General features: G+C 71.2%; 14 protein-coding genes. 8 read left to right on the top strand and 6 right to left on the bottom strand.

The annotated features are described in order from the left end of the window. Positions 1-230: 230 nt before the first annotated feature. Positions 231-833 carry a hypothetical protein gene (locus AB0E94_RS24795; protein ID WP_360329945.1) on the bottom strand — a complete coding sequence of 201 codons (603 nt, stop codon included), beginning with the start codon at positions 831-833 and terminating at the stop codon, positions 231-233. 102 nt (positions 834-935) lie between these two features. On the opposite strand from AB0E94_RS24795, the gene AB0E94_RS24790 reads away from it, so the two are divergent. The 3 genes from AB0E94_RS24790 to AB0E94_RS24780 all read left to right on the top strand — a co-directional run bounded on the left by AB0E94_RS24790 (position 936) and on the right by AB0E94_RS24780 (position 4,825). Further along, positions 936-1,292 (top strand): hypothetical protein, encoded by a 357-nt coding sequence (locus tag AB0E94_RS24790; RefSeq protein ID WP_360329942.1) that lies wholly within the window; start codon positions 936-938, stop codon positions 1,290-1,292. Then, positions 1,289-3,784, top strand: coding sequence for a tetratricopeptide repeat protein (locus AB0E94_RS24785; protein WP_360329939.1), 2,496 nt, complete (start codon positions 1,289-1,291; stop codon positions 3,782-3,784). Before AB0E94_RS24790 ends, AB0E94_RS24785 begins: the two co-directional genes overlap by 4 nt. Positions 3,785-3,898: 114 nt before the next feature. Further along, complete coding sequence (locus tag AB0E94_RS24780; RefSeq protein ID WP_360329936.1) at positions 3,899-4,825, top strand: ATP-binding protein; 927 nt, start codon at positions 3,899-3,901, stop codon at positions 4,823-4,825. A 45-nt stretch (positions 4,826-4,870) separates the two neighbouring features. Here the strand turns inward: AB0E94_RS24780 and AB0E94_RS24775 are convergent, their stop codons facing one another. Continuing rightward, a complete protein-coding gene (locus AB0E94_RS24775; protein ID WP_360329933.1) occupies positions 4,871-5,830 on the bottom strand; it encodes an alpha/beta hydrolase in 960 nt (319 codons plus the stop codon). A gap of 158 nt (positions 5,831-5,988) precedes the next feature. Between AB0E94_RS24775 and AB0E94_RS24770 the strand changes: the two genes are divergently transcribed. Next, on the top strand, positions 5,989-6,675 hold the full coding sequence (locus AB0E94_RS24770) for a hypothetical protein (RefSeq protein WP_360329930.1): 687 nt from the start codon (positions 5,989-5,991) through the stop codon (positions 6,673-6,675). Between the two features lie 12 nt (positions 6,676-6,687). Here the strand turns inward: AB0E94_RS24770 and AB0E94_RS24765 are convergent, their stop codons facing one another. Together AB0E94_RS24765 and AB0E94_RS24760 are read right to left on the bottom strand one after the other, a co-directional pair. Next, entirely contained in the window at positions 6,688-7,572 is an 885-nt protein-coding gene (locus tag AB0E94_RS24765; RefSeq protein WP_360329927.1) for a hypothetical protein, read from the bottom strand. Next, positions 7,569-8,627: an SPFH domain-containing protein gene (locus AB0E94_RS24760; protein ID WP_360329924.1), complete on the bottom strand. Its 1,059-nt coding sequence runs from the start codon at positions 8,625-8,627 to the stop codon at positions 7,569-7,571. The genes AB0E94_RS24765 and AB0E94_RS24760 overlap by 4 nt, the downstream gene beginning before the upstream one ends. Before the next feature lie 62 nt (positions 8,628-8,689). Between AB0E94_RS24760 and AB0E94_RS24755 the strand changes: the two genes are divergently transcribed. The 3 genes from AB0E94_RS24755 (at position 8,690) to AB0E94_RS24745 (ending at position 11,791) form a co-directional block, all read left to right on the top strand. Then, positions 8,690-9,367, top strand: coding sequence for an NUDIX domain-containing protein (locus tag AB0E94_RS24755; protein ID WP_360329921.1), 678 nt, complete (start codon positions 8,690-8,692; stop codon positions 9,365-9,367). Between the two features lie 88 nt (positions 9,368-9,455). Further along, entirely contained in the window at positions 9,456-11,018 is a 1,563-nt protein-coding gene (locus AB0E94_RS24750; protein ID WP_360329918.1) for a methyl-accepting chemotaxis protein, read from the top strand. A gap of 164 nt (positions 11,019-11,182) precedes the next feature. Continuing rightward, complete coding sequence (locus AB0E94_RS24745) at positions 11,183-11,791, top strand: DivIVA domain-containing protein (protein ID WP_360329915.1); 609 nt, start codon at positions 11,183-11,185, stop codon at positions 11,789-11,791. Here AB0E94_RS24745 and AB0E94_RS24740 read toward each other — a convergent pair. Beyond that, positions 11,736-12,188, bottom strand: coding sequence for a MarR family winged helix-turn-helix transcriptional regulator (locus AB0E94_RS24740; RefSeq protein WP_360329912.1), 453 nt, complete (start codon positions 12,186-12,188; stop codon positions 11,736-11,738). The two genes, AB0E94_RS24745 and AB0E94_RS24740, sit on opposite strands and share 56 nt — an antisense overlap. An 85-nt stretch (positions 12,189-12,273) precedes the next feature. Here AB0E94_RS24740 and AB0E94_RS24735 point away from each other — a divergent pair, with 85 nt between their 5' ends. After that, on the top strand, positions 12,274-13,341 hold the full coding sequence (locus AB0E94_RS24735) for an alkene reductase (RefSeq protein ID WP_360329909.1): 1,068 nt from the start codon (positions 12,274-12,276) through the stop codon (positions 13,339-13,341). 852 nt (positions 13,342-14,193) lie between these two features. Here AB0E94_RS24735 and AB0E94_RS24730 read toward each other — a convergent pair. Continuing rightward, positions 14,194-14,994, bottom strand: a complete 801-nt coding sequence (locus tag AB0E94_RS24730) for an RICIN domain-containing protein (protein ID WP_360329906.1) — start codon at positions 14,992-14,994, stop codon at positions 14,194-14,196. Positions 14,995-15,030 lie beyond the last annotated feature (36 nt).

The raw sequence follows: 15,030 nt of genomic DNA, 5'->3' as shown, positions 1-15,030 counted from the left end.
TTGCGGGAACGTTTGCAAGACATCCTGACACGACCACCCAAAGCCTTCAATCATTCGGTACGGCCACGCAGAGCCCCGTGGCTACACCGCGACGCAGCCGGTGCCCCGGACCGAAGCGCGCCCGCCGGGCTGATGCGGCCCAAGACGCCACAGCGAACCCGGCTGGCTGTCAGCGCTGTCTCGCAGCGCCGATGACAGCGGCCACGACCAGCCGGAGCTGATCTTGCGGGTCAGGGGAGGTGCCAGATGGCGGCCGGAGTGGCGGGGTCTGGGCCGACGATCAGTTGGTCGTAGGTGGTTGCGGGGAAGGCCAGCGTGCGCTGTGCAGCGGTTCCGCCGAAGCCGGTCGAGCAGGCCACGCTCGGTGCGGCCGGGCCGTCGCCGGTCAGAAGCAGGAACGCGTCCAGGGGGAGTGCCTCGGTGCCGGCGGTCGTCTCGACCTGGAGGTCGATCGTCACCAGAGTTCCAGCGGCGCACGGCGCGGTCGTGGTGGCGGGGTTCGACGGGGTCACCAGCCACTCGGTGTCACCCTTGCTCAGGCGGGTCGGCTGGCCGGCGGACTTCATGAGGGCGCTCGGGTCGTAGGAGCGGACCTGCGGGGGACCGAAGAGGGCTGCCATCGCGGCGGCGTTGCGGGCGTCGGCATCGCTGCCGGCCCGCTGCCCGTTGGCCGGCGCGCCGGAGGCGGCCGCTGAGCCGAACGGGGGTGCGGCCTCGCGTCGTGCCCGGATCTGCTGACCGATCTCGACCATGAATGCCACGAACAGCGCCCCGACGACGAGGAGCCGGATGATCTGTTTGGGCGTCAGCGACACGCTGCCCTCGTTGCTCATGATCGTGGATGTTAGGGGTGGCCCGGTGTGCGCCGGGATCCGGCCGACGTCGATCCCCGAGCGGTGTCGCGGACCCGGGCGCGGCGGGTTCATGATGGAGCGATGCGGACTCGGCGATGGGTCATCATCGGCACGGGAGCGGTCGCGGTGGCCGCGCTGATCACGGCGGCGGTCCTGTTCGGGCTGCGGGGCGTCGAGGCCGTCAGCTGGATCGCGGGTGTCGCCTCACTGGTCGTCGCGGTGGCGGTCATGATCGTGACGTGGCCGTCGGCCGGCGCCGGCCCGGCGGCCGTGCAGGGCGGAGCCGCCCCGGAACGGCCGGCCCCGGAGGGCGGAGCCGCCCCGCAGCCGCCGGCCCCGGAGGGCCACGGTCCGGCGGCCCGGTCGGTGACGGTGGACGGCGGCGTCGACGGGATCGTCTCGACAGGTGACGGCACGACCAACATCCAGCACCGATGAGCGCATGGCCGGGGCGACGGCAGCCGGAGGAACGGCCGGACCGGGCGGCGATCATCCACGGCGACGTGACCGGGATCGTGTCGACCGGGGACAACGCGGTGAACGTGCAGTACCGGGTGGAGAATCTGCCTGACCTCGGTGATCCGGAGCGGCTGGACCCGCCGCCCGGCCTGGTCCACCTGCCGCTGCGCCCCGGGCTGTTCGTCGGCCGGGAACCGGAGCTGCGCCGGCTCGACCAGGCGCTCGGCGAATCCGGGCGGGTCGTCGTCCAGGCAGTGCACGGGCTCGGCGGCATCGGCAAGAGCGCCCTGGTCGCGCATTGGGCGGATGGCTGCCGTGACGCGTACACCCCGATCTGGTGGATCACCGCGGACAGCCCGGCCGCTCTGGACGCCGGTCTCGTCGCGCTCGCGGTGGCGTTGCAGCCCGCCGCGGCCGAGGTGCTGCCGTCGGCCACGCTGCGGGAGAGGGCGATCCGCTGGCTGGCCGCCCATCGCGACTGGTTGCTGATCCTGGACAACGTGACCGATCCGGAGGATGTGACGGCGCTCGTCGCCCGGCTGCCCGCGGGCCGGATCGTGGTGACCAGCCGCCGGTCGACCGGCTGGGCCGGCACGACCGCGCTGCGGCTGGACGTCCTCCCGCCGGAGAAGGCGGTCGCCATGCTGACCGGCGTCCTGGGTGGCCGCATCGATCCGGCCCACGCGGCACTGATCTGCGCCGAGCTGGGGCACCTGCCGCTGGCGGTGGAGCAGGCCGGGGCGTACATGGCGCAGACCGGGGTGGATGCCGGGCATTATCTGCGGCTGCTGGCGGAGTACCCGGCCGAGGTCTATCGGGACGGGGAGGAGGGTCGGGCCGCCGAGCGGACGATCGCCCGGGTCTGGCGGGTCACCCTGGACGCTCTGGCCGGTGAGCCGTTGCCTGGCCGGATTCTGCGGGTGCTGGCGTGGCTGGGCCCGGAGGCGGCGTCCCGTGCCTGGCTCGGCGAGCTGGGCAGTGAGCCGGAGGTGGTCCGGGCGACCGGGCGGCTGGCGGCATACAGCATGGTCGCCCTGTCCGGGGACGCGGTGACGGTGCACCGGCTGGTGCAGGCGGTGTCGCGCACTCCCGATCCGGCCGACCCGCATCGGCAGGCGGCGGACATCACCGCGGCGTACGCGGCCGCGACGGAGGCCCTGATCGAGGCCGTCCCGGAGGAGGGTGATGTGGTCCCGTCGGCCTGGCCGGTCTGGCGGACCCTGCTGCCGCACGTCGACGCGCTCACCGGGCGGCGCCCGCCGGAGGACGCCGACGACGACACGCGGGGGTTCGTCGCTCTGCTGCGCGGCCATGCCGGCAACTTCGTCCAGGGGCAGGGCGACGTCGCGCTCGCCACGCGTTACCACGAGCGGACCGCGGCTGATTTCGAGGCACTGTACGGCGCGAAGGACCCGCTCACCCTGGGCTCTTTCGGCAACGTGGCGTCGGCCTACCTGGCCGCCGGTGACCTGGGCCGGGCAGTGCCGCTGTTCGAGCGGGTGCTCACGGGCACCCGCCGGGCCTGCGGCCGCAACCATCCGGACACGCTGCGGGCGACGACCAATCTGGCCGGCGCGTACAAGGCGGCCGGTGACCTGCGCCGGGCGGAGAGGCTGTACGCGAAGGTGCTGCGCCGGCGGCGGCGCTCCCTCGGGCCGGAGGATGCCTCGGCGCTCCTCGCGGCGAACAACATCGCCACCAACCAGGTGGAGGCCGGTGACGTTCAGCGGGCCCTGCCGCTGCTCGAACAGACCCTCGCCGACCAGCGGCGCGCCCTCGGCGACGACCATCCGCAGACGCTGATGACGATGAGCAATCTGGCGGTCGCGCTGCGCCGGGCCGGTCACCCCGACCGGGCCTGGCCGGTCTACGAGCAGGTGCTGGCGGCCCGGCGGCGGGTGCTCGGGGAGGACCATCCGCAGACGCTGAACTCGCTCAACAATCTGGCGTTCGCGTACCACGCGGCCGGCGACCACGAACGGGCGATCCCGATGTTCGAGCAGGTGCTGGCGGCCCGCCGGCGGGTGCTGGGCGACGACCATCCGCACACCCTGAGCACCCGGCAGAGTCTCGGGACGGCCCTGCAGGTGGCCGGTGACCTGCAGCGGGCCGTGCCGATGCTGGAGCAGTTGACCGTGGACCGGCGGCGGGTGCTCGGCGAGCGCCATCCGGGCACGCTGCGGACGGCGGCCACGCTGGTGATGGCGTACTGGCAGGCGGGTGACACCGACCGGGCGGTGCCGCTCAGCGAGCTGGTTCTGGCGAGGCAGCGTGAGGTGCTGGGTGGCGAGCATCCGGACACGCTGGCGTCGATCGTCAACATGGCCGGCATGTACGCGTCCGCGGGCGACCCGGATCGGGCGGCGCGGATGGTGGCGGACGTGCTGGCGGTGCATCGCCGGGTGCTCGGGGACGAGCATCCGGCTACCCGTTCGACGGCCGCTCACCTGGCGGCGTTGCGCGGCGGCTGACCGGTCACCGGATACGCCCGGCGGTCGCGCTGTCGGCCGGGACCGGCCGATCGCGTCGCGGTGTGGCCCGGGTGCTCGGCGTGTCCCGTACCGAATGGTGCTATCTTCTTGCAAATGAAAATCGCTTTCACTGGCAAGGGTGGCAGTGGGAAGAGCACGCTCGCGGCGCTGTTCGTGCAGCACCTGCGGGCGGCCGGGCATCGGGTCCTGGCCGTCGACGCCGATGTCAACGTGCATCTCGCGCCGCTGCTCGGGGTGACCGCGCACGCCGGCGCCGCGCTGTCGCATCCGGACAACGTCCGGCGGGTGCGCACGCACCTGATCGGGAGCAACACCCGGATCGACGGGGTCGAGCACTTCGTGGCGACCACACCGCCGGGCCCGGGTTCGCGGCTGGTCACGCTGGACGCGGGCGACCCGGTGCTGGCCGGGCACGCGACCGCCCTCGACGAGCGCACGCACGTCATGCATGTCGGCACCTACGAGACCCGCGACATCGGTTCCGGCTGCTACCACGGGCACCTGGCGATCCTGGAGAACCTGCTGTCGCACGTGGACCCGGCCGACGACGGCTGGGTGGTCTGCGACATGGTGGCCGGGACCGACGCGTTCGCGAACTCGCTGCACGCCCAGTTCGACACGATCGTGGTGGTGGCCGAGCCGACTCCGGAGTCGGTGTCGGTGGCTCGCCGCTACCGTGAGCTGGCCGGCGCGGCCGGGGTCCTGGAGACGGTCGCGATCGTCGGCAACAAGGTCGCCGACCCGGCCGACCTGGAGTATCTGGAGCACGAGCTCGGGGTGGCGCCGATCGCGGTGCTCGGCATGCAGGCCGGGCTGCGCCGGGCGCGGCAGGCGGGTCTGCCGCCACGGCCGGAGGATCTGGACGACGCCTCCGCGCTGGCGCGCATTGCCGAACACGCCGCGGTCCGGTCACTGTCTCCGGAGGACAGGGCATCTTTGATGCGTACGCTCCACCTGCGCGTTTCAGCCAAGGGGTGGGTGCGGGCCGCCCACGGTGACGTGTCGACGCAGCTGGTGTGATCGGTCCGGCGCCGCGCTCCCGTGGAGAGCGGCGCCGGACCGCGCTCAGTTGCCGCTGAGCGTCTCGATCACGCCCGCGGACAGCAGGCTCTGGTAGTAGGCGCCGCCCGGGCGGTAGGACGGGTCGGTGCCGAGCGCCCAGTTCACCGCGAGGGTCTGCAACGCCGTCACGTTGGCCGCCTGGGAGGTCCCGGCGGTCAGCGTGCACAGCGCGTTGGTGCTGGCCCCCTCGGCGTCGCAGTGCGAGCCGGTGGTGAGCCGGACGCCGAGGAAGTCCCGGTCGATCAGGTCGGTGAGCGCCACCGTGCCGCTGGCGTCGCTGTTGGCCAGGTAGGGCGGCGACGAGATGGTCAGGATCGGCAGCGAGGTGCCGGCCAGCCCGGTGAGCCCGGTCGCCATGTTGCTGCCGAAGATCGACTTGACCGGGTCGAGCAGTTGCAGGTGTTTCAGGTTCGCGAACGCGGCCGGATAGGTGGTGCGCAGCCGGTTGGCGATGTAGGTGACCGCCTCGCCGCCGGCCGAGTGCCCGGCCAGCACGTAGCTCGTGGGCAGGGTGCTGCCGGACCGGCCGGCCTTGGCCGCGGCCGAGGCGTAGCTGGTGGCGAGCGCGCCGGACGAGGTGGTGGCGGTGCCGATCCAGGCGGCCACGCTGTTCAGGAAGACGGTGTTGTTGCCCAGGTTGTTGACCGTGCAGCCGTAGATGTCGGCGGACGGCAGCGTCGGCGCGAAGACCAGATAGCCGGCGGCCTGATACTTCCGGGCCAGGTCGGCGACGTTGTCGTTGGCGCGGGAGAAGCCGTGCTGGAGGTAGACGAGAGCCTTCGGGCTGGTGGTGGCCGGGAAGTACCAGTCGGCGTCGGGCTTGTAGGTGTAGATCCAGCAGGGCACCGCGATCTCGCCGTCCACCTCGGCGGCGGTGGCGGCGTGCGCGGTCGAGCCGGTGGCGAACAGGACACTCGCGGACATCACGAGCGCGGCGAGGGCATGGCGAAGGGACAGAGACACGGGACCCCCAGTAGGTCGGTCGTAACGCTCTCCGAAACAGTGTTTCCCATTAGCGTGCCTCGATTGTGAACTGTCAACCCGCCCCCGCCGGTTAAATGTGAACACCGGTGACGAACTACCATGTGGCGCGATCTTTTCGGCGGCTGAGACGAGGCGACATGCGGTGGTTCCGGTTCGGGTCGGGTAGGCAGCAGACCGGGCAGGACCCTGCTCGTCAGCAGGAGATCTACCGTGAGCTGCTGCAACGGTTCGGCCCGCACGTGCCGGGACGGTTCACCGACCAGGTCGACGAGGCGGTCACGCTGCTCGACGGCGACGACGGGATCCTGGTGGCGGTGATCGTGCTGCGTGAGTTCGCCGACGCCGCCTTCGCGGCCACCGCGGGCCAGGGCTTCCAGGTGGATCGCCGGGACTACCGATGGGCCTGGCAGAGCGCCGGGCCGCGGCTGCGGTCACCGCTGGCCGGTGGTCCGGGTTTCGCGCTTCATCCGTACGTGCATGTCGCGGCCGCCGTGAACGCCACCGTGTTCCGGGCCGCCCGCCTCGTCAAGATCACCGACCCGCGGCCGGTCCTGGCGCACATCCTGGAGATCCTCGACCTGGTCACCGCCTCCTGGGAGTACGGCCGGGTGGTGCCCGACGCCGACACCGCCAACCTGGCCGAGGCCATGATCGTGGCGGCCCGGGAGCTGCGGGCCGCGATGTCCGACGCGCCCCCGCTGCCGTCCGGCATCCGCGAGCAGATGCGCCGCAACAACACGGTCGACGTGTGGGACCCGGCCGCCAACCGGATCGTCGGCGGCTTCAACCCCGGCCGGACCATGCGCGAGGCCCTGTTGGCGTGATTGTGAGAGGGTTCAGCCGAGCCGCAGCTTCTTCGCCGCGACACCGATCCGGATCCGCTGCCCCCACGACAGTTCCAGGGCGTCCGACTCCAGGCCGTCGGCGAACACCACCAGCCGCTCCGACTCGCTCGTCAGCTCCAGCTCGGCGCCACCGCTGAGCAGCCCGGACGTCTGGGTGACGCCGGTCGCCGGGGACGGCCACGCCTCCCTAACGAACCAGCACAGCGCCGGATCGTCCGGGGCCGGCAGCGGGGGAGTGGCGGACCGCTCCCGGGCGATCGACGCGCACCAGCCGGTCGCCCCGGTGCCGGTGCCGATGATCAGGCCGGACGACGACTGCCGCTCCCGGACGCCCTCCGGGGTGGTGAGCACGTAACGGGCCGACTGGTGGCCGGCGTGACCGATGTAGACCTCGTTCAGGCCGTACAGCTCCTGCCCGTCGTCCAGCCGGGCCACCACCATGGTCCGCTCCTGGCTGCCCCCGGCCGGGTCGCGCAGCCGGGCCGCGACTCCGCCGGCCCGGTGCCGGGCCAGCACGCCCGGGTTGCGGCCGGGCTCCGGGTCGACGCCGATCACCGGCTGGCCGTCCAGATACTTCGCCACGTTCGCCACCAGGCCGTCCTGGCCGACCGCCACGATCACGTCCTCCGGCGCGAACAGGAACCGCGGCAGGTCGCCCCGCTCCACGTGACCGCGCCGCCAGTCGGCCGGGACGGCCGCGCCCACCTCGGTGAGCGCGGCCTTCAGCGCCTCGTGCCGGGCCGTCACCTCGGCCAGGTCGCGGCCCCGCTGGCGCAGGAAGTACGCCGCGGCGCCGAGCGTGCCGTGCCGGGCGAGCAGCTCGTCGAGCTCGCTGCGCCGCGACACGATCACGATCCGCGGGGTGAGGGTGCTCATTGCCCGAGCCGTCCGACCAGCTTGGTGAGCACGTCCGGGGTGACGGTGAGCTCGTTGATCGACGGCAGCTGGCCGGCCAGCTCCTTGAGCGCCAGCGCCTGCAGCACGGCCGGCGGCAGGTCCTGGTAGGCGGCCAGGCGCGCGGCTTCGGCCTCCGCCTCGGCCAGGCCGACGATCCGGGCGCCGGCCGCGCGGGCCTCGTCGCGGACCCGGGTGCCCTCGGCCTCGCTGGCCGCGATCCGCTTGGCCCGCTCGGCGGCCGCGATGCTCGCCACCTCCTTGCGGCCGGCCTCCGCCTTCGCCGTGACCAGCTGGGTCTCGGCGTCCAGTTCGGCCTCACGCCGGGTGTTGGCGCCGTGCTGCTCCACCAGCTCCTGCTGCCGGCGGGCCAGCTCGATCTTGGACTGGAGCTCGGTCTCGGCGATCTGCCGCTCCTGCTCGACGGCGTGGGCCCGGCGGGCATAGGTCGCCCGGTCGGCGTCCTGCTGCACCTGCTCACGGGTCGGGGTCTGGAGGGCTCGCTCCAGGTCGGGCTCCGGGCGGATGGCGACCACCCGGGCGCTGACCACCGACACGCCGGTCTCGGTCAGCCGCGGGTCGGTGGCCAGCGCGTCGGCGACCGACTGCCGGATCCCGGCGATCCCGGTGGTCAGCGCCTCGGCCAGGGGCACCCGGGCCAGCAGGTCCAGGGCCGGCTGCTGGGCCAGCTCGGCGAGCAGCGTGGCCACCTGGTCGAGGGGCTGGCCGCGCCAGGTGCCCTTGTAGGGGTCGATGGAGAAGTCGAGGCGCCCCGCGGCCGCGGCCGGGTCGCTGATCCGGTAGGTGACGGTGGCCTGCACGGTCACGTCGGCGAAGTCCTCGGTGCGGGCGTGGAACAGCAGCGGCAGCTCCCGGTCGTCGACCGGCACCTCGGACAGCACGGCGGTCAGCGGCCGGTACCAGAACGAGAGCCCGGTGCCCGAGCGCTTCTCCCGGCCCTTGAGGGTGTGGCTGACCCAGCTCGTCGGAGCGCCGCGCAGGTGCCGCAGGTGGAGGCGTCGCGTCACGTCGGCCATGATGGGGTCCCTTCATTTTGTCGTCACGATGACGATAAAGCCAGGGGGCTATTATCGTCAACATGACGACAAGCGTGGTGTCGGTCACCGTCGACCTGGTGCTCCTGACCATCCGTCAAGGAGCGCTCCAGGCCCTGCTGATCCGGCGGGGCATCGAGCCGTACCTGGGTAGATGGGCCTTGCCTGGCGGTTTCGTGCTGGCCGGCGAGGATCTGGAGGAGGCGGCCGCCCGTGAGCTGCACGAGGAGACCGGGCTCGACCCGCGCGCCGGGCACTTCGAACAGCTCGCCACCTACGGCGCACCCGGCCGCGACCCACGCGGGCGGGTGATCACCGTCGCCTATCTGGCGCTGCTGCCCGATCTGCCGTCCCCGGTGGCCGGCGGCGACGCGGCCGGCGCCTCCTGGCAGCCGGTCGACGACCTGGAACTGGCCTTCGACCACGACCGGATCCTCGCCGACGGCATCGAGCGTGCCCGCGCCAAGCTGGAGTACACACCGCTGGCCACCGCGTTCTGCCCGCCCGAGTTCACCGTCGCCGAGCTGCGTGCCGTCTACGAGACGGTGTGGCGCACCCGCCTCGACCCCCGCAACTTCCACCGCAAGGTGACCGGCGCCGACGGCTTCGTCGAGCCCACCGGGGGCACCGTGATCCGCGACCGGGGCCGCCCGGCCCAGCTCTTCCGCCGCGGCCCGGCCACCCTGTTGCATCCGCCCCTGTTGCGGTCCGCTTCCAGCTGATTGCCTCAGTCGCGGCACGTTCGGGCCGAAGCGTGTGGTGAAGGCCGTATTCCACCCGCCCGATTCCACCTGCCCGGGAAGTGTCCCCATGCCTCGTCTAGCTGACCTCAGCGTCACCCAGCGACTGTCGTCGATCGTGGTGACCGGTGTGCTCGTCGCCGGCTCCCTGACCGCCATCGGGCTCTGGTCGCAGAATCAGCTGAGCGCCAAGCAGGCCCTGCTCAACAGCTACACCCTCACCAAGGCGGCGCTCAACCACCTGGACACCCGGGAGGCCGAGCTGAAGGTGGACGCCTACCGGTCGACGCACGGCGACGACGTGATCGGGGACGCCGACGACGACGTGGTGTCGGCGCAGGAGGCCCTGGCCGCGGCGAGCGAGCAGGAGATCGGCGCGATCAGCGACGCGATCGACGCGCTGGGCAGCAAGGTCGAGGCGTTCAACGTCTTCGTCGTCGACTTCGTGAAGGCCGCGGTGCAGGACCCGAAGAGCGTCACCGCCGAGGAGTACGACTCGATCGCCGAGCAGAACGGGGTGGTCGACGACGCGATCGGGGCGATCCACGAGACCCTGGACGCCCAGATCCTCGAGCGGCAGGCCGAGATGGAGGCGACCAAGTCGGCGGCCATGTGGTGGATGCTCGCCGTCGCCGGTATCGGCCTGGTTCTGCTGGTGGCGCTGTCGGTGCCGCTGGTCCGCTCGATCCTCGGCCCGGTCCGCCGGGTCGCCTCGGTGGTCGGCTCGCTCGCGCACGGCGACCTGACCCAGCGGACCGGGATCGCGGCCAAGGACGAGCTCGGGGTGATGGCCGCCGAGCTGGACGCCGCGGTGGAGAGCATCAGCACGACGATGCAGCGGATCGCCGAGAACGCGGGCACACTCGCCGGCGCCGCCACCGAGCTGGCCGCCACCAGTCAGGAGATCGCCGGCGCGGCCGACCAGACCGACCAGCAGACGTCGGCGGCGTCCTCCGAGGCGGAGGAGATCTCCCGCAACGTGCAGACGGTGGCGGCCGGCAGTGAGGAGATGGGCGTCTCGATCCGGGAGATCTCGGAGAACACCAACCGGGCCGTGCAGATCGCCGGTGAGGCGGTGTCCGAGGCGGCGCTCGCCACCAAGCAGATCGAGCAGCTCGGCGCGTCGTCCGAGGAGATCGGCAACGTGGTCAACCTGATCACGCAGATCGCCGAGCAGACCAACCTGCTGGCGCTGAACGCCACCATCGAGGCGGCCCGCGCCGGTGAGATGGGCAAGGGCTTCGCCGTGGTGGCCAGCGAGGTCAAGGACCTGGCGCAGGAGACGGCCCGGGCGACCGAGGACATCAGCAGCCGGGTGACCGCGATCCAGCAGGAGACCGGTGGCGTGGTCGAGGTGATCAGCCGGATCAGCGAGGTCATCGCGAAGATCAACGACTATCAGACGACCATCGCCAGCGCGGTCGAGGAGCAGACCGCGACGACCGCCGAGATGAGCCGCAGCATCAGCGAGGTGGCGGCGGGCAGCGGCCGGATCGCGGTGAGCATCGCCGAGGTGGCCCGGGCCAGCTCGATCTCCAACGCCGGCACCAGTCAGACCAACGTGGCGAGCGCCGAGGTGGCGCGTACGGCCGAGGAGTTGCGGGCCCTGGTGAGCTCGTTCCGGCTGTCCTGATCCGGGTGCCCGATTACTGTCGGACGTCCGTACCGTAGCGCGGTGTTGACATTGAACGGGCGTTCGCGTCTACTTCCTGACGTCGATCGGACCCGTTCCCCGGGGCCTGTGGGAACGTGCACAGTCCGGCCGTCCGAGCCGCCCGGGAAGGTAACAGGTACGCGATGTCTCTTACCGCAGCGCAGGTCGGCAGCACGGTTTTCACGGAGCCGGCCGACGGCGCGCGCGGGTATCACGACGGACAGGTCGACGCCTTCCTGGCCGAGGTGGCCGAGGAGATGCGCCGGCTGGAGACCGAGAACCAGGCCCTGGCCGAGCAGCTCCAGCACTCCGACCTGGCCGGGCACCTGATCCGGCTGGAACGTGATCGGGACCGGGTGCTGGAGCGCGTCGAGTCGCTGCGGATCGAGCTGGAGAAGGCCCGCGCCGAGACGCCGGTGCTGGCCGGTGAGGCACCCCGCCTGCTCGAACTGGCCGAGCAGACCGCCGAGGTGCACATGACCGAGGCCCGGCAGGTCGCCGAGGAGCTGCTCTACAAGGCGTCGGTCGAGGCAGCCCGCCTGACCAGCGACGCCGAGCTGCGCGCGTCGACGGTGGTGGCCGACGCCCGGCACGCGCACGCCGAGCGGATCTCCGGGCTGGTCGTCCGGCGGCGCGACGCCCTGGCCCGGATCGACGCGCTGTGCAGCGAGGCCCGCGAGCGCCGGGCCGCGCTGATCACTGTTCTGGAGGATCGTCTCCACGGCATGGACCCGAAACCGTCCCGCCGGTGACCATGCCGGCCAGCTCCTGGAACAGGCGCTGGTCGGCGGGGGACAGGTGGTCGACGATGTCGGGCAGCCGGGCCGACACGTCGGCGTAGAGCGCGTCGCCGATCTCCTTGCCCAGCGCGGTGCAGGAGATCGTGCAGGCCCGCCGGTCGTGCTCGGGGGTGCCACGCTGCACCAGGCCGCGCCGCTCGGTGCGGTCGACCAGGCCACTCATGCCGGGTTTGGCCAGGCCGAGCAGATGACCCAGCTCGGACATGCCGCGCGGCTGGTCCTTGACCAGGCACAGCAGCTGAGCCTGGGCGGTGGTGAGGTCATGGTCGGCGCAGATCTGGACATAGCGCCGGTGGATCAGCACGGACAGGCACACCAGGGTGTTGCCGAATCCCGGGCCCTCTGTCATGAGCGTCATCCTACCTTGCGTATGTTCGTGCCGCGAACTACTTTGGTTCGTGCCGCGAACTTCTCCTTTTCGGAAGGGCTTTGTGATGGCTGACGCCTTCGACTCGTACGACCTGGCCGGCACCAAACTGGCCAACCGCATCGCGATGGCGCCGATGACCCGCAGCCGCGCGTACGGCACGGGCAACACCCCCACCGACCTGATGGCGACCTACTACGCCCAGCGCGCCTCGGCCGGCCTGATCATCACCGAGGGCACCCAGCCGTCCGTGGTCGGCCAGGGCTACACAAACACCCCCGGCCTGCACTCCGACGAGCAGGTCGAAGCCTGGCGCAAGGTCACCGACGCCGTGCACGCCGAAGGAGGCGTGATCTTCGCGCAGCTCATGCACAGCGGCCGGATCGGCCACCCGAGCCTGCTGCCGGACGGCCTGATCCCGGTCGCCCCGTCCAGCGTCAAGGCCGCCGGACAACTGCACACCTTCGACGGCATGCAGGACTTCGTCGAGCCCAAGGAACTCACCGACGCCGAGATCCGGGCCACCGTGGCCGACTTCGCGGCCGCCGCCCGCAACGCCGTCGCGGCCGGTTTCGACGGCGTCGAGATCCACGGCGCCAACGGCTACCTGGTCCACCAGTTCCTCTCCGACAACGTCAACCAGCGCACCGACGCCTGGGGCGGCTCGGTCGACGGCCGGATCCGGTTCGCCGTCGAGGTGGCCACCGCGGTCGCCGCCGCCATCGGCGCCGAGAAGACCGCCATCCGGCTCTCCCCGGCGAACCCGTACAACGACATCACCGAGACCGGCGCCGAAGAGGTCTACCCCGCCCTGGTCGCCGCGCTCGCCCCGCTCGGCCTCGCCTACCTGCACCTGGTCGAGGGCGACCGCGAGTTCACCCGCACGCTGCGCGCCGCCTGGCCGGGCACCTTCATCCTGAACCCGGCCACCCACCCGCAGCCGACCGGCCCGGACGCGCTCGCCCTGATCGCCGACGGCACCACCGACCTGGTCTCGTACGGCGCGCTCTTCCTGGCCAACCCGGACCTGCCGGCCCGCCTGGCCGCCGAGGGCCCGTTCAACACCCCCGACTTCGCGGCGGCGTTCGGCGGCGACCACCGCGGCTACACCGACTACCCGGCCCTCGAGGGCTGACCCCGCCGTGGTCCCGCCGGCAACGGCGGGACCAGCGGGAATAGCGACCAGAACGACGTCGGCCCGTCCGATCCGGTCCTGGAAGCCGGCCGGGTCACGATGAACCGGGTCGCGTCGGCCATCCGCGAGATGAACACCTACCTGCTCGACCACATCCGCGCCCGCCGCGCCAACCGTTCTTGAGCGATCGACCACCCGAAAGAGACCTCTGCGAAGCCGCCTCAGCTTGAGAAGGACAGCCCTCAGGCGGACGACATCTCCTCGCCCGCGACGCTTCCCTCGGCTCGGGGTCTGTGGCGCTTTTCTCGGCTTGGGGTCCGTGACGCTTCCCCCGGCTCGGCGTCTCGGCTTGGTGCTCCGGCTTGGCGCTCCGGTTCGTCGCCCGTGGCTCGCCGCTCGATAGCCGCGGATCTTGCACGATTCTTCACCCTCGCGCCGATCTTGCAGCTTTCTCCATGTCCCGACGGGAAGAAGGCTGCAAGGTCTCCGCGGCGCAGTAGACCTTGCACGACAAACCATGCTCAGACGTGAAGAACCGTTGCAAGATCGCTGCGAAGGCGGAGAACCGTGCAAGATCTATGCGGCCGGCGAGCGGCTGGCCGGGGGCTGAAACCACTGCAAGCATGGCATTTCTTCCCAGGGCCCGGTTGCCTGCGTGACCGGTGCGACAGTCCGCAGGCCGGGCGCGAAGTCATCGCCCGGCAGAGGGATTGAGCTCGGATGCAGCGAAAGCCTTGAAGAAGCTTCTGAAGTGGTGTCGAACCGGCCAAGATCGGGGGCGCGGGACCCGGCGAAGGGTGGGTGCCGCACCAGCCGTAGCTCAGCCAGGTCATGGGGGCGGGATTCGATGGCTCAGCGACGGCTAGCCGTCGCTGCGGCGGATCGACGTAGGCCCCACGACGGGCTGTGGAAGATCCACTGCTGGTTTAGGTTCTTGTCGGGTTCGCCGCATTTGCGCAGCTGGATGGTGTTGCTGGAGTTCGCGTCCAGGCAGTAGGTGCGAATGTCGATGGGCTGCAACTCGTAGGCCTCGTCGTCTGAGGTCCAGACCCAGGTCCAGTGGTTGGAGACGCCGGACAGGCCGCATGCCCGGTCGCGGACGGGCTGGCTGTCGACCCGGCCGGCGACGGTCAGGCAACGCTTGGTGGCCGCGTTGACGAATCGCTGGTCCTCGTGCTCGCCGTCGAAGTCCCACAGTTGCCGCTTGTCGTTCGGGTCGCAGACCGCCTGGGTGATCCGGTCGCCCTTGCCGCCGCCGGTGGTCAGGCACTTCTGGTGCAGCCGGTTCACGATCATCCGGTTGTCGAAATCGGCCCAATTGGTTGAACTCCCGACCTCAACCTCAACCCGGCCCAGAGCGCGGAGCGGGTGCACGGCGCGCGTCGAGACGGCGCGCGTCGACTTGATGGCATGCGTTGACTTGACGGCACGCGTTGACTTGACGGCATACGTCGACTTAATGGCATGCGTTGACTTGACGGCATCGGTTGAGTTGACGGTACGCGTTGAGTTGATGGCACGCGTTGAGTTGATGGCACGCGTTGAGCTGACGGCATCGGTTGAGTTGATGGCATGCGTTGAGTTGATGGCATCGGGGTCACGTCCACGGAAGTGGTGTATGAACCGGACTTCCGGGACAAAGGAGGCAGCCACCGCAGATCCTTCGGATTGTCTAGATCACGAAGGAGA

The sequence above is a fragment of the Actinoplanes sp. NPDC026670 genome, from assembly GCF_040638175.1.
GTDB lineage: Bacteria > Actinomycetota > Actinomycetes > Mycobacteriales > Micromonosporaceae > Actinoplanes.
Note: the sequence above shows the minus strand (reverse complement) of the source record. Positions and strands in the feature narration are given on the sequence as shown.

What these genes read in the sequence shown, in the direction of transcription:
- AB0E94_RS24735 (WP_360329909.1), top strand. Translation starts at nt 12,274, where the DNA reads ATGGCTGACGCCTTCGACTCGTACGACCTGGCCGGCACCAAACTGGCC.
- AB0E94_RS24780 (WP_360329936.1), top strand. Translation starts at nt 3,899, where the DNA reads ATGAAAATCGCTTTCACTGGCAAGGGTGGCAGTGGGAAGAGCACGCTC.
- AB0E94_RS24760 (WP_360329924.1), bottom strand. Translation starts at nt 8,627, where the DNA reads ATGGCCGACGTGACGCGACGCCTCCACCTGCGGCACCTGCGCGGCGCT.
- AB0E94_RS24750 (WP_360329918.1), top strand. Translation starts at nt 9,456, where the DNA reads ATGCCTCGTCTAGCTGACCTCAGCGTCACCCAGCGACTGTCGTCGATC.
- AB0E94_RS24755 (WP_360329921.1), top strand. Translation starts at nt 8,690, where the DNA reads ATGACGACAAGCGTGGTGTCGGTCACCGTCGACCTGGTGCTCCTGACC.
- AB0E94_RS24785 (WP_360329939.1), top strand. Translation starts at nt 1,289, where the DNA reads ATGAGCGCATGGCCGGGGCGACGGCAGCCGGAGGAACGGCCGGACCGG.
- AB0E94_RS24790 (WP_360329942.1), top strand. Translation starts at nt 936, where the DNA reads ATGCGGACTCGGCGATGGGTCATCATCGGCACGGGAGCGGTCGCGGTG.
- AB0E94_RS24795 (WP_360329945.1), bottom strand. Translation starts at nt 833, where the DNA reads ATGAGCAACGAGGGCAGCGTGTCGCTGACGCCCAAACAGATCATCCGG.
- AB0E94_RS24765 (WP_360329927.1), bottom strand. Translation starts at nt 7,572, where the DNA reads ATGAGCACCCTCACCCCGCGGATCGTGATCGTGTCGCGGCGCAGCGAG.
- AB0E94_RS24740 (WP_360329912.1), bottom strand. Translation starts at nt 12,188, where the DNA reads ATGACAGAGGGCCCGGGATTCGGCAACACCCTGGTGTGCCTGTCCGTG.
- AB0E94_RS24770 (WP_360329930.1), top strand. Translation starts at nt 5,989, where the DNA reads ATGCGGTGGTTCCGGTTCGGGTCGGGTAGGCAGCAGACCGGGCAGGAC.
- AB0E94_RS24745 (WP_360329915.1), top strand. Translation starts at nt 11,183, where the DNA reads ATGTCTCTTACCGCAGCGCAGGTCGGCAGCACGGTTTTCACGGAGCCG.